Here is a 26,213-nt window from a genome sequence, read left to right as displayed (position 1 = left end):
TTTTTATTTTATGAAAACAAATAAACAAGCATTTCAGGACTATCTTCAGTTGGAGAAAAAATATTCTTCACATACCCTGAATGCTTATATGAATGATATTACTTCTTTTGAGTCATTCAATAAACTTCATTTTGATCAGGAGAATATTGATCAGGTAAATTATAGTCAGGTTAGATCTTGGATAGTTTTGCTTGTGGATGGTGAGATATCTAATGTTTCTGTTAATCGGAAAATGGCATCTTTAAAGGCTTTTTATAAGTTTTTATTGAAAACAAAGCAAATAGAAGTTAATCCGATGTTGAAGCATAAGGCGTTGAAAGTTCCTAAGACGATACAGATTCCGTTTTCGGAAAAAGAGCTAGTAGATATAATGAGTCAAATGAATAATCCTGTTGGTTTTGAAGAGGTCAGGAATAGATTGGTGATTGATTTGTTTTATACGACGGGTATTCGAAGAGCGGAGTTGATCGGATTGATGATGAGTAATGTTGATGTGTCTGCTAATGTAATTAAAGTCTTGGGTAAGCGCAATAAGGAGCGGATTATTCCAATTTTACCAGTTATTACTTCACAATTTTTAATGTATATAAAAGAGCGGGGAAGTATTGAAAACATTGTCGATGAAGAATATTTTTTTATTACTAAAAAAGGGTTAAAATTAAATGAAACCTTTGTCTATCGATTAATAAATTCATACTTTAGTAAAGTCTCCAAAAAGGTAAAAAAGAGTCCGCATGTCTTACGGCATACGTTTGCGACTCATTTATTGAATAACGGAGCCGATTTAAATTCAGTTAAGGAATTGTTGGGACATTCAAGTTTGGCTTCTACGCAAGTATATACGCATAGCAGTTTGGTAGCGCTTAAAAAGGTTTATGCGGAGGCCCATCCTAGAAATAAATAATAATTCTGAAATGTTTAATCCTAAAATAACTATTATGAAGGTAAATGTTCATGCGGTTAACTTTGCTGTTGACAGAAAATTAGTAGATTTCGTTCAAGAGAGAATGGATAAGTTAGAAAAGTATTACGATCGGGTGGTTTCGGCAGATGTTTTTTTGAAGGTTGAAAAAACTAGTGATAAAGAGAATAAAATTGCTGAGATAAAAATTAATGTTCCTGGAGATGATTTTTTAGTAAAAAAGCAGTGTAAGACTTTTGAAGAGGCAGTTGAGCTTTCGGCGGAATCACTAGAACGATTGTTAGTAAAGAGGAAAGAAAAGGTAAGAACACATATTTAATGTAAATTTTTTTTAAAAAAAGTTTTGATACAAAGATAAAATAGCTACATTTGCAGTCCGTTAGAAATAGCGGACTTTTTTATTGATATTGCCAGCGTAGCTCAGTTGGCTAGAGCAGCTGATTTGTAATCAGCAGGTCGTGGGTTCGAGTCCCTCCGCCGGCTCAAAATATTTCAAATGCGATTTGAAATTGTTCGTGTAATTATTGATAAAAAAATTGGGGAGATACTCAAGCGGCCAACGAGGGCAGACTGTAAATCTGCTGTGTGAACTTCGCAGGTTCGAATCCTGCTCTCCCCACAATTTTGATTTCAGATTAATGATTTCAGAATTTAGATTTCTGAAACAAAAGATGAATTTGATCGCTTTTTGTTTTTGATCTAAAATCAAGAGTCTAGAATTTAAAATTGAAACTCTGCCGGTGTAGCTCAGGGGTAGAGTGCTTCCTTGGTAAGGAAGAGGTCTCGGGTTCAATTCCCGACATTGGCTCAAGTAAGTAGGAAATTGAAAATTAATATATAACTAAGATTAAAAATTAAGTAAAATGGCAAAGGAGAATTTTAATCGTTCCAAACCGCACTTAAACATAGGTACAATTGGACACGTGGATCACGGAAAAACTACATTAACTGCAGCAATTACTAAAGTATTGTCTGATGCAGGTTACTGTCAAGCAAAATCGTTTGATCAAATCGACAACGCTCCAGAGGAGAAAGAAAGAGGTATTACAATTAATACATCACACGTTGAGTATGAAACTGCTAATCGTCATTACGCTCACGTTGACTGTCCTGGTCACGCGGATTACGTAAAGAACATGGTTACAGGTGCTGCTCAAATGGATGGTGCTATTCTTGTTGTTGCTGCTACAGATGGTCCAATGCCACAAACTCGTGAGCATATCCTATTAGGTCGTCAGGTTGGTATTCCAAGAATCGTTGTTTTTATGAACAAAGTGGATATGGTTGATGATGCTGAGTTGTTAGAGCTTGTTGAAATGGAAATTAGAGACTTATTGTCTTTCTATGAATATGATGGAGATAACGGTCCTGTTGTTCAAGGTTCTGCTTTAGGAGGATTGAATAATGATCCTGCTTGGGTTCCTAAAATTCTTGAATTGATGGAAGCTGTTGATGCTTGGATCGAAGAGCCAGTAAGAGACGTTGCAAAACCTTTCTTGATGCCAGTTGAAGATGTATTCTCTATTACAGGTCGTGGAACTGTTGCTACAGGTCGTATCGAAACTGGAGTTGCTAATACTGGAGATCCTGTTGAAATCATTGGTATGGGAGCTGAAAAATTAACTTCTACTATTACAGGAGTTGAGATGTTCCGTAAAATCCTTGATAGAGGTGAAGCTGGAGATAACGTAGGTATTCTTTTAAGAGGTATTCAAAAAGAAGATATCAAAAGAGGAATGGTTATTTGTAAGCCAGGTTCAGTTAAACCACACGCTAAGTTTAAAGCAGAGGTTTATATCTTGAAAAAAGAAGAAGGTGGTCGTCACACACCATTCCACAATAATTACCGTCCACAATTTTATGTTCGTACAACAGATGTAACAGGAGTTATTATGTTGCCAACGGGTGTAGAAATGGTTATGCCAGGGGACAACTTAACTATTGATGTTACTTTGTTAAGCCCAATCGCATTAAACGTAGGTTTGCGTTTTGCTATCCGTGAAGGTGGTAGAACTGTAGGTGCAGGCCAGGTAACTGAAATTGTAGAGTAATCTATTGAATAAATTATAGAACCAGTAGTAACTTGGTTACTACTGGTTTTTAATATAAACGGGCGTAGTTCAAGGGTAGAATAGCGGTCTCCAAAACCGTTGATGGGGGTTCGAATCCCTCCGCCCGTGCAATAATAAATATATCATGACAAAAGTTGTTAATTACATATCAGAAGCATTCGAGGAATTGAAGTCAAATGTAACTTGGCCGGCTTGGGCTGAAGTCCAACGATTGACAATTATTGTGGCTGTATTTTCAGTTTTATTCGCTTTGGCAACTTGGGGAGTAGATGAATTTTTTGCAAAAGCATTGGCTGGATTTTTTAACTGGATAAAAGCGTAATTTTTTTGTAATGGCAGATAATAATGTGAAAAAGTGGTATGTCGTTCGAGCAGTAAGTGGACAAGAGAATAAAGTCAAAGCTTACATCGAAACTGAAATTGCCAGATTAGGTATGGGTGATTATGTCTCTCAGGTTTTAGTTCCTACCGAAAAAGTTGTAACTGTAAAAGAGGGCAAAAAAATAGCTAAGGATAAGGTATATTTTCCTGGTTATGTTATGATCGAAGCCAATTTAGTTGGTGAAATACCTCATATTATTAAATCAATAACTAGTGTAATTGGTTTTTTAGGTGAAATTAAAGGTGGTGAACCTGTTCCACTTAGATTATCCGAGGTAAATAGAATGTTAGGTAAGGTAGATGAACTGGCTGTGAATACAGATACACGTTCAATTCCGTTTAACCTAGGAGAAACAATTAAGGTAATTGATGGTCCTTTTAACGGTTTCAATGGAACTGTTGAGAAAATCAATGAAGAGAAGCGTAAACTTGAAGTGATGGTTAAGATTTTCGGAAGAAAAACTCCATTAGAGTTAAGTTTTATGCAAGTAGAAAAAGTATAATTTTTGTTACATCTATAATATCCACTACAATTGCTTCCAATAATTGCAGTGTTAAATTTTTTAAAAAATGGCTAAAGAAATTAGTAAGGTAGTTAAACTACAAGTTAAGGGAGGTGCTGCGAATCCGTCGCCACCGGTTGGACCTGCTTTAGGAGCTGCTGGGGTTAATATCATGGAGTTCTGTAAGCAATTTAATGCTAGAACACAAGATAAACCTGGCAAAATATGCCCAGTACAAATTACTGTGTATAAAGACAAATCATTTGATTTTGTTGTAAAAACTCCTCCAGCAGCAGTTCAGTTAATGGAAGCTGCAAAGCTAAAATCTGGTTCAGGTGAGCCTAATCGTAAAAAAGTAGCTAGTGTTACTTGGGAACAAATTAGAGCTATTGCTGAAGACAAGATGCCAGACTTAAATGCATTCACTATGGAGTCTGCAATGAGTATGGTCGCTGGAACAGCTAGATCTATGGGTATAACTGTATCAGGAGATTCTCCTTTTTAATTAAGAGAAAGACATGGCAAAATTGACAAAAAAGCAAAAAGAGGCTGCTTCAAAAATTGAAAAGAACAAACTATATTCTCTTAAAGATGCTGCGGCATTATTAAAAGTTATAGCTTCTGCAAAATTTGATGAGTCTGTTGATATCGCAGTTCGTTTGGGTGTAGATCCAAGAAAAGCGAATCAAATGGTTAGAGGTGTAGTAACATTACCTCACGGAACAGGAAAAGATGTAAAAGTATTAGCATTAGTTACTCCGGATAAAGAAGCAGAAGCTTTAGCAGCTGGAGCAGACTATGTAGGTCTTGATGATTATTTACAAAAAATAAAAGATGGTTGGACAGATGTTGATGTAATCATCACTATGCCAGCTGTAATGGGTAAATTAGGTCCATTAGGTCGTATTTTAGGACCTAGAGGTTTAATGCCAAACCCTAAAACAGGTACTGTAACTATGGATGTTGCAAAAGCTGTTCAAGAGGTTAAAGCTGGTAAAATTGACTTTAAAGTTGATAAAACTGGAATCGTGCATGCAGGAATTGGAAAAGTTTCTTTTGGAGCTGACCAAATTATTGACAACGCACACGAAATTATTCAAACATTAATCAAACTTAAACCAACTGCTGCTAAAGGTACCTATATTAAAGGTATTCACCTTACAAGCACTATGAGTCCTGCAATTGCATTGGACCCTAAAGCAGTATAATTGGTAGTTAATAATTTTTAGTATGACTAGAGAAGAAAAATCAATCGCGATTGAAGATTTAACTGCACAGTTAGCTGGTACAAATATTATTTATGTATCTGATATTTCTGGATTGAACGCAGAAACAACTTCAAACTTGAGAAGAGCTTGTTTTAAAGCAGGTATTAAATTAGAGGTTGTAAAAAATACTTTGCTTGCAAAAGCAATGGAAGCTTCTGCTAATGACTATGGAGATTTACCTTCAGTATTGACAGGTAATAGTGCTATATTTATTTCAGATGTTGCAAATGGACCTGGAAAAATTATCAAAGATTTCCGTAAGAAATCTGATAAACCAGTTTTAAAAGGAGCATATATTAATGCAGAAGTTTATATTGGAGATGATCAATTAGATGCACTAGCAACTATCAAATCTAAAGAAGAACTTATTGGAGAACTTATTGGATTACTTCAATCTCCAGCTCAGAGAGTTATCTCTGCTTTACAAAACCAATTCGCAAACAGCGAAGAGGCAGAAGCATAATAACTACAAATGCAAGGGATTGTATTTCCTTGCTGCTTAATTAGCGCACAATAAAAAAAATATATTTTACAAATCATTTTAAACGATAGAAAAAATGGCAGATTTGAAACAATTCGCAGAACAATTAGTTAACCTAACAGTTAAAGAAGTTAACGAATTAGCAACAATATTAAAAGACGAGTATGGTATTGAGCCTGCTGCTGCAGCTGTAGTAGTTGCTGCTGGTGGTGATGTAGCTGCTGAAGAAGCACAAACTGAATTTACAGTTGTATTGAAAGAAGCTGGTGCTTCTAAATTAGCTGTAGTTAAATTGGTAAAAGAACTTACAGGTTTAGGTCTTAAAGAAGCTAAAGATGTAGTTGATAGTGCTCCAAGTAACGTTAAAGAAGGTGTTTCTAAAGAAGAGGCTGAAGGTCTTAAAAAATCATTAGAAGAAGCTGGAGCTGTAGTTGAGCTTAAATAATTCAACTCAGTTTTAAGAACTAGGTTTAGGTCTTGAGTTATCTCAATGGCCTAAACCATTTTTCGTATAATAAAATATATCAAGTTTTATTATCAAATAGTTTAAAATACGAAAAAGTTTTTGATCAATACGAAGAAAAAAAATTGAACCGAATTTTATCGGATTATTTTTAAAGATGTATTGATTATAATAAGAAAGTATTAAATTAAACAATGTGTTTTTACACAAAAACTACTTTTTTTTAATCAAAATTTTGTCCATTGATGATAACAAATCAGACTGAAAGATTGAATTTTGCCTCTACAAAAAATATCCCTGTATATCCAGATTTTCTTGATGTTCAGGTTAAATCTTTTAAAGATTTCTTTCAATTAGAAACTAAATCTGACGAAAGAGGCAACGAAGGGTTGTACAACACCTTCATGGAAAACTTTCCAATTACAGATACAAGAAATAACTTTGTATTGGAGTTCCTAGATTATTTTGTTGATCCACCACGTTATACAATTCAAGAATGTATAGAGAGAGGTCTTACTTATAGTGTGCCTTTAAAAGCCAGGTTAAAACTATACTGTACAGATCCAGAACACGAAGATTTTGAAACTATTGTACAAGATGTTTATCTTGGAACAATACCTTATATGACTCCAAGCGGTACTTTTGTAATCAATGGTGCTGAGCGTGTTGTAGTATCTCAACTACACCGTTCTCCTGGGGTTTTCTTTGGACAATCATTCCACGCAAATGGAACAAAACTATATTCTGCCAGAGTAATTCCTTTTAAAGGTTCTTGGATAGAATTTTCTACAGATATTAATAGCGTAATGTACGCATATATCGATAGAAAGAAAAAATTACCGGTTACAACTTTATTCCGTGCAATTGGATTCGAGAGAGATAAGGATATCCTTGAGATTTTCGACCTTGCAGAAGAAATTAAAGTTTCTAAAACAGGAATTAAAAAATATATTGGAAGAAGACTTGCTGCACGTGTATTGAACACTTGGCATGAGGATTTCGTTGATGAAGATACTGGTGAGGTAGTTTCTATCGAACGTAACGAAATCATCCTTGATAGAGATACTATTATCGACAAAGATAATGTTGAAGAAATCATCGATTCTAACGTAAAATCTATTTTGTTACATAAAGAGGATAATAATCAAGCAGATTATGCTATTATCCACAATACATTACAAAAAGATCCAACAAACTCTGAAAAAGAAGCTGTTGAGCATATTTACCGTCAGTTGCGTAACGCAGAACCGCCTGATGAGGAAACTGCTCGTGGTATTATAGATAAATTGTTCTTCTCTGATCAACGTTATAACTTAGGTGAAGTTGGTCGTTATAGAATGAACAAAAAACTTGGTTTAGATATCCCAATGGAAAAGCAAGTGCTTACCAAAGAAGATATCATTACCATTGTAAAATATTTGATTGAATTAATCAACTCTAAAGCTGAGATTGATGATATTGATCACTTATCAAACCGTCGTGTTAGAACAGTTGGAGAACAATTGTCTCAACAATTCGGTGTTGGTTTAGCACGTATGGCTAGAACTATTCGTGAGAGAATGAACGTTAGAGATAACGAGGTGTTTACACCAATTGATTTGATCAATGCTAAAACATTATCATCAGTTATCAACTCTTTCTTTGGTACTAACCAGTTGTCTCAATTTATGGATCAAACGAATCCACTTGCTGAGATCACGCACAAAAGAAGATTATCTGCACTTGGACCAGGTGGACTTTCTAGAGAAAGAGCTGGTTTTGAGGTACGTGACGTTCACTATACGCATTATGGACGTTTATGTCCAATTGAAACTCCAGAGGGACCAAACATTGGTTTGATTTCATCTCTTGGTGTTTATGCTAAAGTTAACGGAATGGGTTTCATCGAAACACCTTACCGAAAAGTAACTAACGGTGTTGTAGATCTTGAAACTACTCCAGTATATTTAAGTGCTGAAGAAGAAGAAGGAATGATGATTGCTCAGGCAAACATCGAAATGGATGCAACCGGAAAAATTATTGCTGATAACGTAATTGCGCGTCAGGAAGGTGATTTTCCAGTAATCGAACCAACTCAGGTAGATTATACAGACGTTGCTCCAAATCAAATTGCTTCTATTTCTGCATCTTTGATTCCTTTCTTAGAGCATGATGATGCGAATAGAGCCTTGATGGGATCAAACATGATGCGTCAGGCAGTACCTTTAATTCGCCCTGAAGCTCCTATTGTAGGAACAGGTTTAGAGCGTCAAGTTGCGTCTGATTCAAGAGTGTTGATTAATGCTGAAGGTGATGGAACGGTAGAATATGTTGATGCAAACATTATCACTATCAAATACGATCGTTCTGAAGAAGAAAGAATGGTTAGTTTTGAGTCTGATGAGAAAACATATAATCTAATTAAATTTAGAAAAACCAATCAAGGAACAAGTATTAACTTGAAACCAATCGTTAAGAAAGGTGATAGAGTTGCACTTGGTCAAGTATTATCAGAAGGATATGCTACTCAAAATGGAGAACTAGCTTTAGGGCGTAACCTAAAAGTTGCGTTTATGCCATGGAAAGGATATAACTTTGAGGATGCGATTGTAATTTCTGAAAAAGTAGTTCGTGATGATATCTTTACGTCAATTCACGTAGATGATTATTCATTAGAAGTTAGAGATACTAAATTAGGTAACGAAGAGTTAACTAATGATATTCCTAACGTTTCTGAAGAAGCTACTAAAGATTTAGATGAAAACGGTATGATTAGAATTGGAGCCGAGGTTAAACCTGGTGACATTCTTATCGGAAAAATTACTCCAAAAGGAGAATCAGATCCTACTCCTGAAGAGAAATTGCTTAGAGCAATCTTCGGTGATAAAGCAGGTGATGTTAAAGATGCTTCATTAAAAGCTTCTCCTTCTTTACATGGTGTAGTTCTTGACAAAAAATTATTTGCAAGAGCCGTAAAAGATAAACGTAAACGTACTCAGGACAAAGACGCTTTAGGTGCTTTGGAAATGGAATTTGAAACTAAATTTGTTGAATTAAAAGACAGATTGGTTGAAAAATTATTCTTGATCGTTAACGGAAAAACATCTCAAGGTGTAATGAATGATTTGGGTGAAGAAGTTTTACCAAAAGGTAAAAAATATACTCAAAAAATGCTTTATGCAGTAGAGGATTTTGCTCACTTAAGTAAAGGTCAGTGGGTTGCAGATGATGCAACTAATAAAATGGTTAATGATTTAATTCATAACTATAAAATTAAGCTGAATGACTTACAAGGATCTTTAAGAAGAGAGAAATTCACTATTACTGTTGGAGATGAATTACCAGCAGGAATCTTGAAATTAGCAAAAATTTATATTGCTAAAAAACGTAAGTTGAAAGTAGGGGATAAAATGGCAGGACGTCACGGTAACAAAGGTATTGTTGCAAGAATCGTTCGTCATGAAGATATGCCTTTCCTTGAAGACGGAACACCTGTAGATATCGTGTTGAATCCACTTGGGGTACCATCTCGTATGAACATCGGTCAAATTTATGAAACGGTTTTAGGTTGGGCAGGACAAAATTTAGGTAGAAAATTTGCTACTCCAATTTTTGATGGTGCTACTTTAGATCAAATCAATGAATTGACTGACGAAGCGGGAATACCAAGATTCGGTCATACTTATTTGTATGATGGAGGAACTGGAGAACGTTTCCACCAAAGAGCAACTGTAGGTGTAATCTACATGTTGAAATTAGGACACATGGTAGATGATAAGATGCACGCACGTTCTATCGGACCATACTCGTTGATTACTCAACAACCACTTGGAGGTAAAGCTCAATTTGGGGGTCAACGTTTTGGAGAGATGGAGGTTTGGGCACTTGAGGCTTATGGAGCGTCAAGTACACTACGTGAAATCTTAACTGTTAAGTCTGATGATGTTATTGGTAGAGCTAAAACTTACGAAGCAATCGTTAAGGGAGAGTCTATGCCAGAACCAGGTTTGCCAGAATCATTCAATGTATTGATGCACGAATTGAAAGGTCTTGGACTTGATATTCGTCTAGAAGAATAAAAATAAAATTCAGTGATAGTCTCAGTATTCGGTTGTAAACCGAAAGCTGAGACTTAAGCTGTTTAGTGAAGTTTGAGTTTTTAAGATTTATACCCGTAACCCGTTCCGATTTTTTATAGTAATGCCAGGCATTTTATAACTAGCGCTTCAAAAATTGTGTTTGAAGTTTAGAGAAGTAACCCGAGGTAGCAGCGTAATGATTTAAATCTTTTGTAAGGTAACTTTTAAAAGATGTAGATTATCTAAAATCAATTTTTAATAGCAAATAAATCAATAGTAAAAACTATGATGAATAATAGAAATAATAATAATAAAGATAAAAATCCAGTTAAAAGATTTAATAAAATCTCGATAGGATTAGCTTCACCAGAATCTATCTTGAAAGAGTCAAGAGGAGAGGTGTTGAAACCAGAAACAATCAACTACAGAACGCACAAGCCAGAGCGTGATGGACTTTTTTGCGAAAGAATCTTCGGACCTGTTAAGGATTTTGAATGTGCTTGTGGTAAATATAAAAGAATTCGTTACAAAGGTATTATATGTGACCGTTGTGGTGTTGAAGTTACTGAGAAAAAAGTACGTCGTGATAGAGTAGGACACATCAACCTTGTTGTGCCAATCGCTCACATCTGGTATTTCCGTTCTCTTCCTAATAAAATTGGTTATATCCTTGGACTTCCTTCTAAGAAATTAGATATGATTATTTACTACGAAAGATATGTAGTAATTCAAGCAGGTATTGCTAAAAATGCAGATGGTGAATCTTTACAAAGATTAGACTTTTTAACTGAAGAAGAATATTTAAATATTTTAGATTCTCTTCCTCAAGATAACCAATATTTAGATGATTTTGATCCTAATAAATTTGTTGCCAAAATGGGAGCAGAGTGTATTATGGATTTATTGGCTCGTATTGACTTAGATGAGTTATCTTACCAACTAAGACACAGTGCTAACAATGAAACATCTAAACAACGTAAAACAGAAGCATTAAAAAGATTACAAGTAGTTGAGTCTTTCCGTGAGTCTAACTTAAACCGTGAAAACCGTCCAGAATGGATGATTATGAAAGTGGTTCCTGTTATTCCACCAGAATTACGTCCGCTTGTGCCACTTGATGGAGGTCGTTTTGCAACTTCAGATTTAAATGATTTATACCGTCGTGTAATTATACGTAACAACCGTTTGAAAAGATTAATGGAGATTAAAGCTCCAGAAGTTATCTTAAGAAACGAAAAACGTATGTTACAAGAATCTGTAGATTCATTATTTGATAATACTCGTAAAGCTTCTGCTGTTAAAACAGAATCAAACAGACCATTAAAATCATTATCAGATTCATTAAAAGGTAAGCAAGGACGTTTCCGTCAAAACTTACTTGGAAAACGTGTGGATTATTCTGCTCGTTCGGTAATTGTTGTTGGACCGGAATTAAAATTATTCGAATGTGGTATCCCTAAAGATATGGCATCAGAATTATACAAACCTTTTGTTATCCGTAAATTGATAGAAAGAGGTATTGTTAAAACGGTAAAATCTGCTAAGAAAATTATAGACAAAAAAGAGCCTGTAGTTTGGGATATCCTTGAAAATGTAATTAAAGGTCACCCAATATTACTGAATCGTGCTCCTACGTTACACAGATTAGGTATCCAGGCATTCCAACCAAAATTAATTGAAGGAAAAGCAATCCAATTGCACCCATTAGTTTGTACGGCGTTTAATGCCGATTTTGATGGGGATCAAATGGCGGTACACTTACCATTAGGGCCAGAGGCTATTTTGGAAGCTCAATTATTGATGTTGGCTTCTCACAATATCTTGAACCCTGCTAACGGTGCGCCAATTACTGTACCTTCTCAGGATATGGTCTTGGGTCTATACTATATGACCAAAGAACGTCTTTCTACTCCAGAACTTAAAATTTTAGGTGAAGGCTTAACTTTTTACTCTGCAGAAGAAGTAAATATTGCATTGAACGAAGGAAGATTAGAATTAAATGCTTCAGTGAGAATTAGAGCAAAAGATTTTAATGAAGCTGGAGAATTAGTGTATCAAATTATTAAAACTACCGCTGGTCGTGTATTGTTTAATGAAGTGGTACCAGAAGCTGCAGGATATATCAATGATGTATTGACTAAGAAAAACCTTAGAGATATTATTGGACACGTTTTAAGCGCGACTAATGTACCTACTACTGCTGCCTTCTTGGACAATATGAAAGATATGGGTTATAAATTCGCTTTTAAAGGTGGTTTATCATTCTCTCTTGGAGATATTAGAATTCCAGATCAAAAACCAAAATTAATTGCAGATGCCAGAGAGCAAGTTGAAGGTATTTCTGTAAATTATAACATGGGTCTTATTACCAATAACGAGCGTTACAACCAAGTTATTGATGTTTGGACTTCAGCGAATGCACAGCTTACAGAATTAGCAATGAAAAACATTAGAGAAGACCAACAAGGTTTCAACTCGGTGTATATGATGCTTGACTCTGGGGCGAGGGGTTCTAAGGAACAAATTCGTCAGTTAACTGGTATGCGTGGTTTGATGGCTAAGCCTAAAAAATCTAATGCTGGTGGTGGTGAGATTATTGAAAACCCGATTCTTTCTAACTTTAAGGAAGGTCTTTCTATCCTTGAGTACTTTATCTCTACTCACGGTGCTCGTAAAGGTCTTGCGGATACGGCTCTTAAAACTGCCGATGCTGGTTACTTAACTAGAAGATTACATGACGTTTCTCAAGATGTTATTGTTAACATTGAGGATTGTGGTACTCTTAGAGGAGTTGAAGTTTCTGCATTGAAAAAGAATGAAGAGATTGTAGAATCATTAGGAGAAAGAATTTTAGGACGTGTTGCATTGCAAGATGTAATTAATCCTTTAACTAGTGACTATTTAGTAAGATCTGGTGAGCAAATCACAGAAGCAATAATGAAAGCAATTGAGGCTTCTCCAGTGGAGAAAGTTGAAGTTCGTTCTCCATTAACTTGTGAAGCGCTTAAAGGTATTTGCGCTAGATGTTACGGTAGAAACTTAGCTACTGGTAAAATGACTCAAAGAGGAGAAGCAGTTGGAGTAATTGCAGCTCAGTCTATTGGAGAACCAGGTACACAGTTAACATTACGTACTTTCCACGTTGGAGGGGTTGCGGGTGGTATATCTGAAGAATCTAGTATCGTTACAAGATTTAATGGTAAACTAGAAATCGAAGATTTAAAAACTGTTAAAGGTGAGGATAATGAAGGTAATGCAGTTGATATTGTAGTATCTCGTTCTACTGAATTGAAATTAATTGATGAAAGAACAGGTATCTTATTAAGTACAAACAACATTCCTTACGGTTCAAGTATCTTTGTAAAAGATGGTCAATCGGTTGTTAAAGGTGATGTGATCTGTAAATGGGATCCATATAATGGAGTTATCGTTTCTGAGTTTACTGGTAAAATTGCTTACGAAGATTTAGAGCAAGGTCAATCGTTCATGGTTGAAATTGATGAGCAAACTGGTTTCCAGGAAAAAGTAATTTCTGAATCTAGAGCTAAAAAATTAATCCCAACTTTATTAGTTTACGGTAAAGAAGGTGAATTAATTCGTTCTTATAACTTACCTGTTGGAGCCCACTTGATGGTTGAAAACGGTGAGAAAATTAAAGCTGGTAAAGTATTGGTAAAAATCCCACGTCGTTCTTCTAAATCAGGGGATATTACTGGAGGTTTGCCTAGAATTACTGAGTTGTTAGAGGCTCGTAATCCTTCGAACCCAGCTGTAGTTTCTGAGATTGATGGTGTTGTTTCTTTTGGAAAAATCAAAAGAGGTAACCGTGAGATCGTTATCGAATCTAAATTTGGTGATGTTAGAAAATACTTGGTTAAATTATCAAGCCAAATTCTAGTTCAGGAAAATGACTTCGTTAGAGCAGGTGTACCATTGTCAGACGGTGCTATTACTCCAGACGATATTTTAAGAATTCAAGGTCCAGCTGCTGTTCAACAGTACTTGGTAAATGAAATTCAAGAGGTATACCGTTTACAAGGGGTAAAAATCAATGACAAACACTTCGAGGTTGTTATTCGTCAAATGATGCGTAAAGTAAGAGTACAAGATCCAGGTGATACTTTGTTCTTAGAAGATCAATTGATTCATACTAAAGATTTTATCGTTCAAAACGATAAATTATATGGTATGAAAGTAGTTGAAGATTCTGGAGATTCTAGCGTATTAAAAGCGGGTCAGATTATTTCTCCTCGTGATTTACGTGATGAAAATTCATTATTGAAACGTACAGATAAAAATCTTGTTGTAGCAAGAGATGTAATTACTGCAACTGCAACGCCAGTTTTACAAGGTATTACAAGAGCTTCGTTACAAACTAAATCATTCATTTCTGCTGCTTCTTTCCAAGAAACAACGAAAGTACTTAACGAAGCTGCAGTAGCTGGTAAAGTAGATTATTTAGAAGGATTAAAAGAAAATGTAATTGTTGGACATAGAATTCCTGCAGGAACAGGTATGAGAGAATACGATCATACAATTGTAGGTTCTAAAGATGATTACAATGAAATGATGGCTAATAAAGAAGAATATATTTATTAATCCTCACCCTAACCCTCTCCAAAGGAGAGGGAAATGGAAAAAATTATAAATTTATGAGCAATATTAATCAACAACAAGAGCAAATTAATATAGAGTTAGATGAGAAAATCGCTGAAGGAATTTATTCTAATTTAGCAATTATAAATCATTCATCTTCAGAGTTTGTTTTAGATTTTGTAAGTATTATGCCGGGTATTCCTAAAGCCAAGGTAAAGTCAAGAATTGTCTTGACACCACAACATGCTAAACGATTGTTAAAAGCTATTGGTGAAAACATTCATCGTTTTGAAGTCGCTCATGGCGAAATTAAAGAAACTGAACAAGTACCAATACCGCTTAATTTCGGTCCTGCGGGACAAGCATAATTTTAAAAGAAGAGCCTCAAATTAAATTTGAGGCTTTTTTATAGCATTTAATTTGGTGAACTCGGTGTAAATATTTGAGGTATTAGCGGTTAGATATTGCTTAAATAGGTAGTTTATCTGATTTTAATTCACTTAATCGATTAAATTTCACTCTTAGGATTCATTATTTTAAATTGCAACTTCCTAAAATTGAATACTAGAGGTTATTTTATTAATTCAGAATTCAAAAAAAGCGCTACTTTTTAAAAGTAGCGCTTTTTTTATATAATTTCGAATCAGATAATTATTCAAATTCTGAAGTGAAAAATAATTTTACACTTGGATATTTATTTTGAGTCATCTGTATTGTAAAGTCAGAATCGGCTAGAAATACTAATTGACCATATTTATCTTTTGCTAAGAATTTTTGTTTGATACGTTTAAATTCTTTGAATTCATCATTTTTGGCATCATCTGGTTTTACCCAACATGCTTTATGTACTGGGAAATTTTCATAGGTACATTTTGCCCCATATTCATGTTCCAAACGGTATTGGATTACCTCGTATTGAAGTGCTCCTACGGTTCCAATAACTTTACGGTTGTTCATTTCAAGGGTAAATAACTGAGCGACACCTTCGTCCATTAATTGATCGACACCTTTGTCTAATTGCTTAGCTTTCATTGGGTCGGCATTATTAATGTATCTAAAGTGTTCCGGAGAGAAACTTGGAATTCCTTTGAAACTCATAACTTCTCCTTCGGTCAATGTATCGCCTATTTTAAAATTTCCAGTATCATGTAAACCAACAATATCACCAGGATATGAAATATCTACAATTTCTTTTTTCTCAGCAAAAAATGCATTTGGACTAGAGAATTTTAAATTTTTCTTTTGACGAACATGGTAATAAGGTTTGTTTCTTTCGAAAGTTCCAGAAACAATTTTTATAAATGCTAAACGGTCTCTATGTTTAGGATCCATGTTGGCATGTATTTTAAATACAAAACCAGTCATTTTTTCTTCAGTTGGATCAACCAGACGAGTTTCTGAATCTTTTGGCCTCGGTGAAGGCGCAATTGTAACAAAACAATCTAATAATTCACGTACTCCAAAGTTATTTAAAGCAGAACCAAAGAATACTGGTTGCAATTTTCCGTCTAAATAATCCTGACGATCAAATTTAGGATATACTTCATCAATTAGTTCTAATTCTTCACGAAGTCTATCAGCAGGTTTTTGACCAATAATTTTTTCCAGTTCAGGATTTTTAACATCAGAGAAAGCTATAGTTTCTTCAATGTTTTTACGGCTATCACCGCTAAAAAGATTGATGTTTTGTTCCCAAAGGTTGTAAATTCCCTGAAAATCATATCCCATCCCGATAGGGAAACTTAATGGAGTAACAGTTAATCCTAATTTTTGCTCTACTTCATCCATTAAATCGAATGCATCTTTACCTTCACGATCTAATTTGTTTATAAAAACAATAATCGGAATTTTACGCATTCTACATACAGAAACTAATTTTTCGGTTTGTTCCTCAACCCCTTTTGCAACGTCAATAACTACGATTACACTATCTACGGCGGTTAAAGTTCTAAAAGTATCTTCGGCAAAATCCTTGTGACCAGGTGTGTCAAGGATGTTAATTTTTTTGTCTTTATAGTTAAAAGCTAATACAGATGTAGAAACCGAAATTCCTCTCTGACGCTCGATTTCCATGAAATCGCTGGTAGCCCCTTTTTTTATTTTATTGTTTTTTACCGCTCCTGCTTCCTGGATAGCACCACCAAATAACAATAGTTTTTCGGTTAATGTTGTTTTTCCAGCATCGGGATGCGAAATAATTCCAAATGTTCTTCTACGTTGTATTTCTTTTAAAAAGCTCATATTTAATATCAATAGTTTGCAAAAGTACTATTAATTACGGCTTAATAAAAATATTAGCTTCTAATTTAAGTTTGTTTGGTTTAGATAATTCGTTACTATTATTTGTGTTTTTAAATAAAAAAGAGGCTGATTATTTAAATCAGCCTCAAAATTAAATGTAATTTTTGGATCGTATTAGTTATTTATAGACCAAACAGAATATCCTTTTGGGGGACATTGAATTTTAACCCATTTATCGGCTTGTGTTGTTGGGTACCAGGTTGATGCTCCGGTAAAATCCTTAATTTGAGCGTTTGCCCAGTTTGTTTGGATCCATCTTTCTTGCCATGATGTCGAATTATTGATGTATACTACTAATCCCGGGTTTCCGTTATATCCATTTCTTCTGGCAATATATTCATCATCGTCAGAGTATAATATAGAAGTTGTTCCGGTGGCTTTATTATTGTGTATCCATATAAGGTTGTTTAATTTGTTTTTATCCAACCATTCTTCGTAGTCTCTATAAAAAATTGTAGGATATCCTTCGTGAGTTAAAATATAGGAATAAGCCAGTAATTTGTTCGAAATCTCGTCGGTATCATGATTTGTAACAAAAGTAACAGCTTTGTAAGGGTTTCTTTTCCACATCATATCATCATTTAATAAGGCAAGATTATTTCCATCAAAGGCATCATTCATTTTATAATAACAAGCAAAATCAAAAACAGAACTATTGGCATTATTAGCCCAGTCATTTAATACATTTACATTCGAATCCCATAATTCGCCAACCGAAAAGCCGCCTACATTAGCATTCCAAGCGTTTACAACCCACGCACCAAATCCTTTTACGTAATCAAATCTCCAACCATCAAATTTCATGGTATTTTTATAATATTTACCAACTCCATCAGCTCTAAGCCATAACCAATCTTGTACATGAGGATTTGCGTGGCATAAATCCGGGAAACCGCCAAATGAACCTTCGTCATTATTACCGTAACTATTTTTATAAAAGTCATTATAATTACGAGTGAATTTTCCTGAAGCAACTCCGCTAAAGTTGGTCCAGGTATTGGTTCCAGTAAAAGGATTCGCTTCTGATTGTCCTCCGCTATTATGATTAATTACAATATCGGCATATACTTGCATGTTTTCAGTATGTACTTTGGTTATCAGACTAACCAATTCTGTTTTGGAACCAAATCGGGTTTCTACTGAGCCATTTTGATTGTAATCTCCAAAATCAAAATAATCGGTAGGATCGTATCCCATCGAAAAAGCACCGTTTTGAGCTTTTGATGCTGGTGGTAGCCAAATTGAACCAATTCCGGCATTTGACCAATCTGTAATTTTAGTATTGATCGTATTCCACCAGGTTCCACCAGCAGGAACGTCCCAGTAAAATGCTTGTATCATTACTCCGCCGCCAGGATTTGCAACATATTTTCCTGTAGTAGAAGTTCCAGTGCTAAACGGATGTCCATCGTGATGTGTTACGTTAATAACCTTAAATTGGGAATTTGCAGCTTGAATTTCAGATTCTGCATTTTCATTTGAGCTGCACGAATAGAAAAGTGCAGCCAAAGCTGTAATTAGATAAACCGTTACAATTTGTTTTTTCATAGTTAAATGATTTTAGGTTAAATATAGATTTGGGTAATTGAATTACGATTAGCTATAAAATTGGATTAAAAAAATGTTTAATCTGTATAATAACTAGTCTAATAATGTTAATTATTCATCTAATGTATGTAAATATTGGTTTTTTCAACATGTCGTAATTTTATTTACGTAACGAAAACGTTGTAGTGTTGAAAACTTTAATGTATTTATTTAGAAATAAGCTATTTAATTGTGTTTTGTTTGAGTTTTTCAGGGTTGACAGAGATACAATTGTAAATAATAATATGCATGAGAGTATGCTTACAGATGTTTTAAAAATTTGAAGCGATTAACTGTAGCTATTATAATTTTTTTAACAGCATATAATTTTTTGTTAATAGTAATAAGGAAACTTGTATTATGTGATTGAATTGTTATTTTTGTTCGTTATAAGTTAATAAAGCAATGTTTGTTAGATTTGTAAAGATTTTATTTTCTGAACATTTAAAATATATATTGAAATATTTGGTTTACTATATTTATAACCTAAATAATGCTGGATAATAAAAGCTACTTTACATTAAATTAAATTTTAAAATAATGCTATTAAAAAAATTACGATTAAAAACTATCAATTGTCAATTTGTGTTAACAATAAGTTTTTTGCTTCTTTTCAATACGCTAACCAGAGCGCAAGAAATTATTAAAGATCCTGTTGCAGTAAAACCAGTTGAAGTTAAAAGTAATCAGAAACAAAAAATTGATGGTATTATCGCTACTGTAGGTGATTACATTATTTTGGATTCGGATATCGATAAAGGATATTTAGAAATTGCAAGCCAAGGTGGGTCTATAAAAGATGTTACAAGATGTCAAATGCTTGGAAAACTTCTAGAAGATAAATTATATGCACATCAAGCAGTTCAGGATAGTATTATTGTAAGTGATGCCGAAGTTAAAGGTATGATGGATGAGCGATTAAATTATATGGTTCAACAAATCGGAGATATAAATAAAGTAGTTCAGTATTACAAAAAGAATTCTGTTGAGGAATTTAAAACTTATTTTGCTGACATCTTGAAAGAGCAAAAATTGGCTTCTGAAATGCAGAAGAAAATTATTGACGGAGTAGAAATCACTCCAGAGGAAGTTCGTAACTTCTTCAAAAAAATACCTAAAGAAGAATTGCCAGTTTTTGGAGCTGAAATGGAAGTAGCGCAAATTGTTGTTCATCCTAAAATTTCGGATGTGGAAAAGAAAAAAGTAATTGATCGTTTAAATGGTATTAAAAAAGATGTTGAGGATGGAGCTAGTTTTGCGACCAAAGCTGTTTTATATTCTCAGGACCCTAGTTCTTCTCCAAATGGAGGGTATTACAAGATGACTAGAAAAACTGCTTTTGTAAAAGAATTTAAAGATGTAGCTTTTAGTCTTCAGGAAGGAGAGATTTCAGTTCCTTTCGAAACAATTTATGGATATCATATTATAAAAATTGATAAAATTAAAGGGCAGGAGGTTGAGTTACGTCATATTTTAATTGCTCCAACGGTATCTGAAGATGCTTTGAAAGAGGCTAAAGAAAGAATTAATGTAATCAGACAAAAGATCATCGACAAGAAAGTTACTTTTGCAGAAGCAGCAAGAACGGAATCAGATGAAAAGGAAACTCGTGCTAATGGTGGTGTTTTGATTAATCCAAACACACAAGATACTCGTTTTGAATTGACAAAAATGGATCCAACTTTATATACTCAGGTTTCAAATTTAAAGGACGACGAAGTTTCGCAACCAGTTTTAGATACAGATCCTCAAGGCAAAAAAAGTTACAAATTAATTACTGTTACTAAAAGAATTGAAGAGCATACTGCCGATTACGGTAAAGATTACATCAAGATTAAAGATTTGGCTTTAAAAGAAAAACAAATTAAAGCAATCGCTAAATGGTTTGATGAAAAAATAAAAGAAACTTATATTAAAATTATTGGTGAATACAGAGATTGTGCTTTTACTAATAATTGGCTGAAAAAATAATTTTTATAAAATAAATAAAAAGAGTTAGTTTTATGAATTCATAGAACTAACTCTTTTTAATTTTAAATACATTCATAAATGTCTGACGTAGCAGCAATTCATAACCTAGTTCAAAAACGTAACGAATTAAAAACCGAAATCGCAAAAATAATTGTAGGTCAGGATGCAGTTGTAGATCAAATCTTGATTTGCATTTTTTCTGGTGGACATGCACTTTTGATAGGTGTGCCAGGATTGGCGAAAACATTATTGATAAATACGCTATCTCAAGCTTTAGGTCTTGATTTTAAGAGAATTCAGTTTACTCCGGATTTAATGCCTTCGGATATTTTAGGAAGTGAGATATTGGATGAGAACAGAAGATTTAAATTTATAAAAGGACCAGTTTTTTCAAATATTATTCTGGCAGATGAGATTAATAGAACACCGCCTAAAACGCAAGCGGCTTTGCTTGAGGCAATGCAGGAACGTTCGGTAACGATTGCTGGTGAAAATCATAAATTAGATTTGCCTTACTTTGTATTGGCTACGCAAAATCCTATAGAGCAAGAAGGAACTTATCCATTACCGGAAGCGCAATTGGATCGTTTTATGTTTGCTATAAAATTAGAATATCCAAGTTTTGAAGAAGAAGTACAAGTTGTAAAACGTACTACTTCGGATAATACGAGTATTATTAACCCATTATTTACTGCTAAGGAGATTATCGATTTTCAGCATCTTATTCGTCGAATTCCTGTTGCCGATAATGTGATTGAATATGCGGTAACATTGGTGAGTAAAACTCGTCCGGATAATAATTTGTCTAATGATTTTGTTAAAAATTATTTAGATTGGGGAGCGGGGCCAAGAGCTTCGCAAAATTTAATTTTGGCAGCCAAAGCGCATGCAGCATTCAATGGTAAATTCTCACCGGATATTGAAGATGTGAAAGCAGTAGCAACCGGTATTTTGAGACATCGAATTATTAAAAATTACAAAGCCGATGCCGAAGGAATTACCGAAGAAATTATAATTCAGAAGCTGATGTAAGAGAATATAAAAGCTTAAAAAAAAGCCTAACCGATTTTAGAATCAGTTAGGCTTTTTTTGTTTCTGTGTGCAATTGCGATTAAGTTGTCTAAAAAGATTTCATATTCTTTGTTTGTTTCTGGCTTCTATTGAATCGATGTATCTATATAAAAAATCATAAACTACCATTTCATTTAATCTACCTTTCGACTTGAAAAGTCTGTTGGTTAGCATATGTATGTGACTGCTTACAAAACTGTTTAAATTTAATGTTTCATTTTTGTTGATATCTATTATCTTTTTTATAATGTTGGCTGTGAAATCACTTTTGGTACTTAATAGATCTTCAATTTCAATATATTTTTCGTTGTCTTTGATTGTGTAAAGCATAAAATCTTCTATGATTTTTCGGTTATTTCTATATTTACTATTCACTTGAATTCTTTGAGCTTTTGTCAAATCAAATTCGTTGGCATAACCAATTTTTAGATTTTCTAAAAGATTTAATTTCTCTCGGTTTGAATATCTAAAATCATCTAAAAATTTATTAATAGCTTTTAAACAGAATAGCCATCTTATTTCTTCGCCTTCTTCTCCCTCAATCAAGTCAATAAATTCTACAATCATATTGCTATCATGAAAGAATAATTCTTCAGATAATTCTATCGTATTTTCACCATATCGTTCAATTTCTCGTTGATATGTGTCGATTTGTATGTTCCAAATCAAATCAGACATCAAATATTCCTTTAAATAGGGGTTTAATTTATTAATAACTTCAAAGATATTCTTGTTTTCTGAACAATGAAAGCGAATTCTAAGATGGTTTTTAGGGTCTGAATATCTTATGTAAAACCACTTATCAATCAGGTTGTTTTTGAGTAGTTCAGTTGTAATAGGTTTAATGATTTCTGTTAAAATAACATCAGATGTTTTAAATCCAGTGTATATTTTATAATATAACCATTGATCGCCTATTATAAAACTTCGTTGTGTTTTTATTTTTGTTACCATGTTTATTCTTTGTCGTTATAAAAGGATAAAATAATTTCATTTGTATAATATTCTTCATTAATGTTTTTAACTTTAGTTTCTTTATTAAATAAGAATTCAATTATTTTAAAATCATTTCGGGGCTTTATTATTTCTAAGAACATTCTTAAAGATGTTAAATTAGTTAAATCAATTAATAATTGATTATCCCTTTCTACTAGTAAAACTAGGTTAGGTATTTTTCTTTTCTTTTGGAACTCTTTAATTTCATTTAATAAATTTTTATCATTTTCAAAATGTTTAAAAATATTTTTCATGTCATTAGAACTAATATTCCATGTTGCTTCTTGAAATATGATATTTTCAAATTCAATTCTTGGAATAAAATTATATTCATTTGAGATACTTCCTAAGTTAAAATTTATGCTATTAGTTCTTTCACTAGTTTGTAAGTCACATAAAAAATGATAAATTGGAAGGGATAACGAAGAGTAATTATGAGCATTTGTAAGTCTTGGTATGACTTCTTTATTGTGCTTTTTTGATCTTAAAATTATTTTATTATTTTTTATAGATACATATAGATCATTTATTTGTATCTGAAATTCTTTATCTAAAGTTGAATTTCCTAAATATGGTATTTCGTAATCTCTAAAATTTGGTCTCATAAGAATGTTTCCAACTCTTGATTCGGGAAGATGTACAATTTCAGCTAAAATTTTAGTATTATTTATTTTTTTTTCAACTTCAACTATCTTTTTTACATATTGGTGTGTATTTTTATCAGCGTGACAAAATCTTGATAGTAAATTTGCTGCGCTTGAACCGCCAATACTACTGAATTTTATTTTTTCTTGGCCATCAATATTTACTAACTCTATTATTGTTGACATTGTGTCAGGTAGATTGTCCCATTTATTTTCAATCTTATTTAATTCATTTTCATTTATTTTGAGAATATAGTCGTCATTTATATATGCATCCATAATTTTTTGATGGAAGAAACGATTATATGTTGAGGTGAAGTATTGAGTATTTTCTTTGTTTTTGTCGTCTGGATTAAGATCGTCTATTAAAGGGTTTAGGTCACCCTCATTATCTGTTTGTTCATATCCAATTCCAATTTCAGTATCAAGAACATTTGGCAATGATATTTCTCTGCCTTCATAGCGTTCTAAAAATGATTTTTTAAATTCTATTAAGTTTTTATTTTCAGATTTTGCGTTTAATTTATTTAAAACCGAAATTCCTTTTTTTACTTGTTCTACTATTTTTTCATTAAGAGAGTTGTTTGTGTAGTTCAATATCATATCTGTCTGGAACAAATATTTTGAGTCGAATTCTGTGCCTAAGTTTTCAACTAATTGGATTATTTCTTTATATTTTATTATCGGATTTCCAATAATAGTATCAAGATCACTAATTAATAGTTTTATTCTGTTTAAGGCTATTATTAGATCCTCAGTGTTGTTTAAATGTTTTAATATTTGTATAATTTGATCATAAAATTCTATTCCAGTAACAGATGGTTCTAAATTACTGACTAAAATTTGATTTTTAATTAAGTCATTTACAAATTCGGTTGCGGAATCTAGATCTATTTTTTCTGAGACAATTTCGGATATAATATCTTTTATAAGAGAACCATCTTTGCAAAAGTGTAATGTTTTCGATATATATTGAGAGTTGTAAAGAGATACGATTTGGTGATTTCGTTTTCCTTTTATATAAAAGTACTCTATATATCTAATGTTTTTTCCTACATGATAAATTGTTTTATTTGGAGAGAATTGAAGTTGAGATTTAATGCTTTCAAGATTTGCAATGTTTTGAGATAAAGCAACTAAAAAATTCATATCAAATCTTGTATGTCTTAAATTCTGATCATATTTTTTTAAAACAATATTTGTCTCCTTGGAAATTGTCCCTAAACAACAGCCAGCAAATAAGCCAAAGGGGGTGCACCTTGACGATAGTCTGGAAATGTACTTTAGAACTGAATGTTTAATCTTAATTTCTTGACTTTCATTTAAAGTTCCATTTATCCATTTTTCAATTTCGTTATAGAATTCAGGGGATGCTAAATATATTGATTCATTAATTGCTGGGTTTTTTAATAAATTTATAAATGTGTCTTTTTGGATTTCTTGAGAATTAGTTGTGCTTTTATAAAAATTCAAGGGTAGTAATGGAGTCCTAAGGATGTAATTTTCAAAATGCTTATAGGGTATATTATTATTATTCATTATTTATTAACTTAACATTAAACATTCATCCCATTTCGAATTTGATGGATTCAAAATTTCTATAATAACCAATCCAATTCCAGCAATTCCTTCCAATAAGGAAATTTCTTTTTCCCATATATTTTTTTCACTTAAGTATTTTTTGTATCCTGCGTATCCATCTTTATGGGAAGCCATTTTTAAACCTTCATTACACCAAAAAAGAGATGTTTTGTAAAATATTTCATTGTTAGTATTTTTAAATATCCTGTTAAAAATTAATGCTATTCCGAAGGCTCCATGGCATAATCCTGCATCATTAACTAAGTTATCTTCAAGGTCAATTCTGTGTGATGAATGTATTAGTATTTCAATTGAAGTTTTTAATAAAGATTCGTCATTTAAAGTTTTTGCAGCTTGCCATAATGTTATTCCAATACCTAAATCACCATAACACCAAGCGAGTCTGCTGTTTGTAATCTTATTATTATTATTATTATTATTTGTTTGAATGTTAGGGAATATTGAAGTTGAGGTTTCGCTCTTATTCTTACAACTGAGGATGTAATTTACTCCCATTTCTATCATATTTCTTACATGTGGTTTGAAATCTTCATATTCATGCAGTCTACACAGAAAATTAATAATACTTGGTATACCATGACAAAGACTTAAATTGTAACCTATGTTTTTCTTTTCAGAGTTAAGTTCAGAACTCCACTTTATCATATTATGTTCTTTTTCTGATTTTTCATCAAAATAACGTATTATTTTTAAGATATTCTCTTTATACTTGTGCTTCAAGTCTTCTGATTTGGTGTTTTTATAACGCTTTAAAAAATAATATCCATAACCTATACCCCCATGTAAAAAATCATGATTATTATTTTGTAAGTCATAGTCCATCTTAATAAGAAGATAGTCTTCTAAATCAATTAATAATTTATCATTGTTGAAATCAAGAAAATCTTCTTCCCATAAATGCTCTAAAAACCATCCAAAACCTGCTATTCCACTACAATAAGTTGGATAATTATATCCATTGTTTATTTTATTAAAGCAACTTTCAATCAATTCGATGCCAATTTCAGAAGCATTATCGTCGTTATTTAGCCTTGAATAATGAAAGAAGAAAAGTGATATTCCTGAGAGTCCTGTCAATACTCCTAAATTCTCGGTGTTATTATTAGTTTTAAGTATTTCGTATATTTCGTTTAGTTTTTTTTTAAGATTTGTTTCTACTAGATTTGTCATGCTTTTGTTTTACTGATTAAATAATATTAGGTTTGTTAAATTATAATTTATTACGCAAGTTTTTTTACAAAAATAGAAAGATAAATAAATTATTCTATATATTTGAATCTTATTAATTATAAACTAT

The 26,213-nt window shown here is 32.9% G+C and carries 19 protein-coding genes and 4 tRNA genes; 18 read left to right on the top strand and 5 right to left on the bottom strand.

The window, feature by feature from the left end; genetic code table 11:
* Positions 1-10: 10 nt before the first annotated feature.
* The 16 genes from OIU83_RS02715 to OIU83_RS02640 all read left to right on the top strand — a co-directional run bounded on the left by OIU83_RS02715 (position 11) and on the right by OIU83_RS02640 (position 15,112).
* On the top strand, positions 11-904 hold the full coding sequence (locus OIU83_RS02715) for a tyrosine-type recombinase/integrase (protein WP_264204736.1): 894 nt from the start codon (positions 11-13) through the stop codon (positions 902-904).
* 34 nt (positions 905-938) lie between these two features.
* Positions 939-1,241, top strand: coding sequence for a ribosome hibernation-promoting factor, HPF/YfiA family (hpf, locus tag OIU83_RS02710; protein ID WP_264204735.1), 303 nt, complete (start codon positions 939-941; stop codon positions 1,239-1,241).
* 90 nt (positions 1,242-1,331) lie between these two features.
* Positions 1,332-1,405: transfer RNA gene (locus OIU83_RS02705), tRNA-Thr, on the top strand.
* A 55-nt stretch (positions 1,406-1,460) separates the two neighbouring features.
* A tRNA-Tyr gene (locus OIU83_RS02700) sits at positions 1,461-1,541 on the top strand.
* A 117-nt stretch (positions 1,542-1,658) separates the two neighbouring features.
* Positions 1,659-1,730, top strand: a tRNA-Thr gene (locus OIU83_RS02695).
* 55 nt (positions 1,731-1,785) lie between these two features.
* Complete coding sequence (gene tuf, locus OIU83_RS02690; protein ID WP_264204734.1) at positions 1,786-2,973, top strand: elongation factor Tu; 1,188 nt, start codon at positions 1,786-1,788, stop codon at positions 2,971-2,973.
* Between the two features lie 58 nt (positions 2,974-3,031).
* A tRNA-Trp gene (locus OIU83_RS02685) sits at positions 3,032-3,102 on the top strand.
* Positions 3,103-3,118: 16 nt separating this feature from the next.
* Positions 3,119-3,316, top strand: a complete 198-nt coding sequence (secE, locus tag OIU83_RS02680) for a preprotein translocase subunit SecE (RefSeq protein WP_264204733.1) — start codon at positions 3,119-3,121, stop codon at positions 3,314-3,316.
* 10 nt (positions 3,317-3,326) lie between these two features.
* Positions 3,327-3,878 carry a transcription termination/antitermination protein NusG gene (gene nusG / locus OIU83_RS02675; protein ID WP_039111377.1) on the top strand — a complete coding sequence of 184 codons (552 nt, stop codon included), beginning with the start codon at positions 3,327-3,329 and terminating at the stop codon, positions 3,876-3,878.
* A 67-nt stretch (positions 3,879-3,945) separates the two neighbouring features.
* Entirely contained in the window at positions 3,946-4,383 is a 438-nt protein-coding gene (gene rplK, locus OIU83_RS02670) for a 50S ribosomal protein L11 (RefSeq protein WP_035619182.1), read from the top strand.
* Positions 4,384-4,396: 13 nt separating this feature from the next.
* Entirely contained in the window at positions 4,397-5,086 is a 690-nt protein-coding gene (rplA, locus tag OIU83_RS02665) for a 50S ribosomal protein L1 (RefSeq protein WP_264204732.1), read from the top strand.
* A gap of 22 nt (positions 5,087-5,108) precedes the next feature.
* On the top strand, positions 5,109-5,609 hold the full coding sequence (rplJ, locus tag OIU83_RS02660) for a 50S ribosomal protein L10 (RefSeq protein ID WP_264204731.1): 501 nt from the start codon (positions 5,109-5,111) through the stop codon (positions 5,607-5,609).
* Between the two features lie 94 nt (positions 5,610-5,703).
* The gene (gene rplL / locus OIU83_RS02655; RefSeq protein ID WP_039111372.1) at positions 5,704-6,072 is read left to right on the top strand and encodes a 50S ribosomal protein L7/L12; all 369 of its coding nucleotides are present in this window, start codon (positions 5,704-5,706) and stop codon (positions 6,070-6,072) included.
* A gap of 263 nt (positions 6,073-6,335) precedes the next feature.
* Entirely contained in the window at positions 6,336-10,148 is a 3,813-nt protein-coding gene (gene rpoB / locus OIU83_RS02650; RefSeq protein WP_039111370.1) for a DNA-directed RNA polymerase subunit beta, read from the top strand.
* Positions 10,149-10,433: 285 nt separating this feature from the next.
* The gene (rpoC, locus tag OIU83_RS02645; RefSeq protein WP_264204730.1) at positions 10,434-14,747 is read left to right on the top strand and encodes a DNA-directed RNA polymerase subunit beta'; all 4,314 of its coding nucleotides are present in this window, start codon (positions 10,434-10,436) and stop codon (positions 14,745-14,747) included.
* A 53-nt stretch (positions 14,748-14,800) separates the two neighbouring features.
* The gene (locus tag OIU83_RS02640) at positions 14,801-15,112 is read left to right on the top strand and encodes a DUF3467 domain-containing protein (RefSeq protein ID WP_264204729.1); all 312 of its coding nucleotides are present in this window, start codon (positions 14,801-14,803) and stop codon (positions 15,110-15,112) included.
* Between the two features lie 283 nt (positions 15,113-15,395).
* Here the strand turns inward: OIU83_RS02640 and OIU83_RS02635 are convergent, their stop codons facing one another.
* The gene (locus OIU83_RS02635) at positions 15,396-16,985 is read right to left on the bottom strand and encodes a peptide chain release factor 3 (protein ID WP_264204728.1); all 1,590 of its coding nucleotides are present in this window, start codon (positions 16,983-16,985) and stop codon (positions 15,396-15,398) included.
* Between the two features lie 174 nt (positions 16,986-17,159).
* A complete protein-coding gene (locus OIU83_RS02630; protein ID WP_264204727.1) occupies positions 17,160-18,593 on the bottom strand; it encodes an alpha-amylase in 1,434 nt (477 codons plus the stop codon).
* Positions 18,594-19,172: 579 nt separating this feature from the next.
* Between OIU83_RS02630 and OIU83_RS02625 the strand changes: the two genes are divergently transcribed.
* Together OIU83_RS02625 and OIU83_RS02620 are read left to right on the top strand one after the other, a co-directional pair.
* The gene (locus tag OIU83_RS02625) at positions 19,173-20,603 is read left to right on the top strand and encodes a peptidylprolyl isomerase (RefSeq protein ID WP_264204726.1); all 1,431 of its coding nucleotides are present in this window, start codon (positions 19,173-19,175) and stop codon (positions 20,601-20,603) included.
* 78 nt (positions 20,604-20,681) lie between these two features.
* A complete protein-coding gene (locus tag OIU83_RS02620) occupies positions 20,682-21,635 on the top strand; it encodes an AAA family ATPase (RefSeq protein ID WP_264204725.1) in 954 nt (317 codons plus the stop codon).
* 99 nt (positions 21,636-21,734) lie between these two features.
* Here OIU83_RS02620 and OIU83_RS02615 read toward each other — a convergent pair whose 3' ends face one another.
* From OIU83_RS02615 to OIU83_RS02605, 3 genes are read right to left on the bottom strand one after another with little or no spacing between them, the layout of a single operon-like run.
* Positions 21,735-22,628: a thiopeptide-type bacteriocin biosynthesis protein gene (locus OIU83_RS02615; RefSeq protein WP_264204724.1), complete on the bottom strand. Its 894-nt coding sequence runs from the start codon at positions 22,626-22,628 to the stop codon at positions 21,735-21,737.
* Positions 22,629-22,630: 2 nt separating this feature from the next.
* On the bottom strand, positions 22,631-24,853 hold the full coding sequence (locus OIU83_RS02610) for a lantibiotic dehydratase family protein (RefSeq protein ID WP_264204723.1): 2,223 nt from the start codon (positions 24,851-24,853) through the stop codon (positions 22,631-22,633).
* 6 nt (positions 24,854-24,859) lie between these two features.
* Positions 24,860-26,086 carry a lanthionine synthetase C family protein gene (locus OIU83_RS02605; protein WP_264204722.1) on the bottom strand — a complete coding sequence of 409 codons (1,227 nt, stop codon included), beginning with the start codon at positions 26,084-26,086 and terminating at the stop codon, positions 24,860-24,862.
* Positions 26,087-26,213 lie beyond the last annotated feature (127 nt).

This window comes from Flavobacterium shii, assembly GCF_025847235.1.
GTDB classification, from domain to species: Bacteria; Bacteroidota; Bacteroidia; order Flavobacteriales; family Flavobacteriaceae; genus Flavobacterium; species Flavobacterium shii.
The sequence above is the reverse complement of the archived record's forward strand: the minus strand, read 5'-3'. Positions and strand labels throughout refer to the sequence as shown.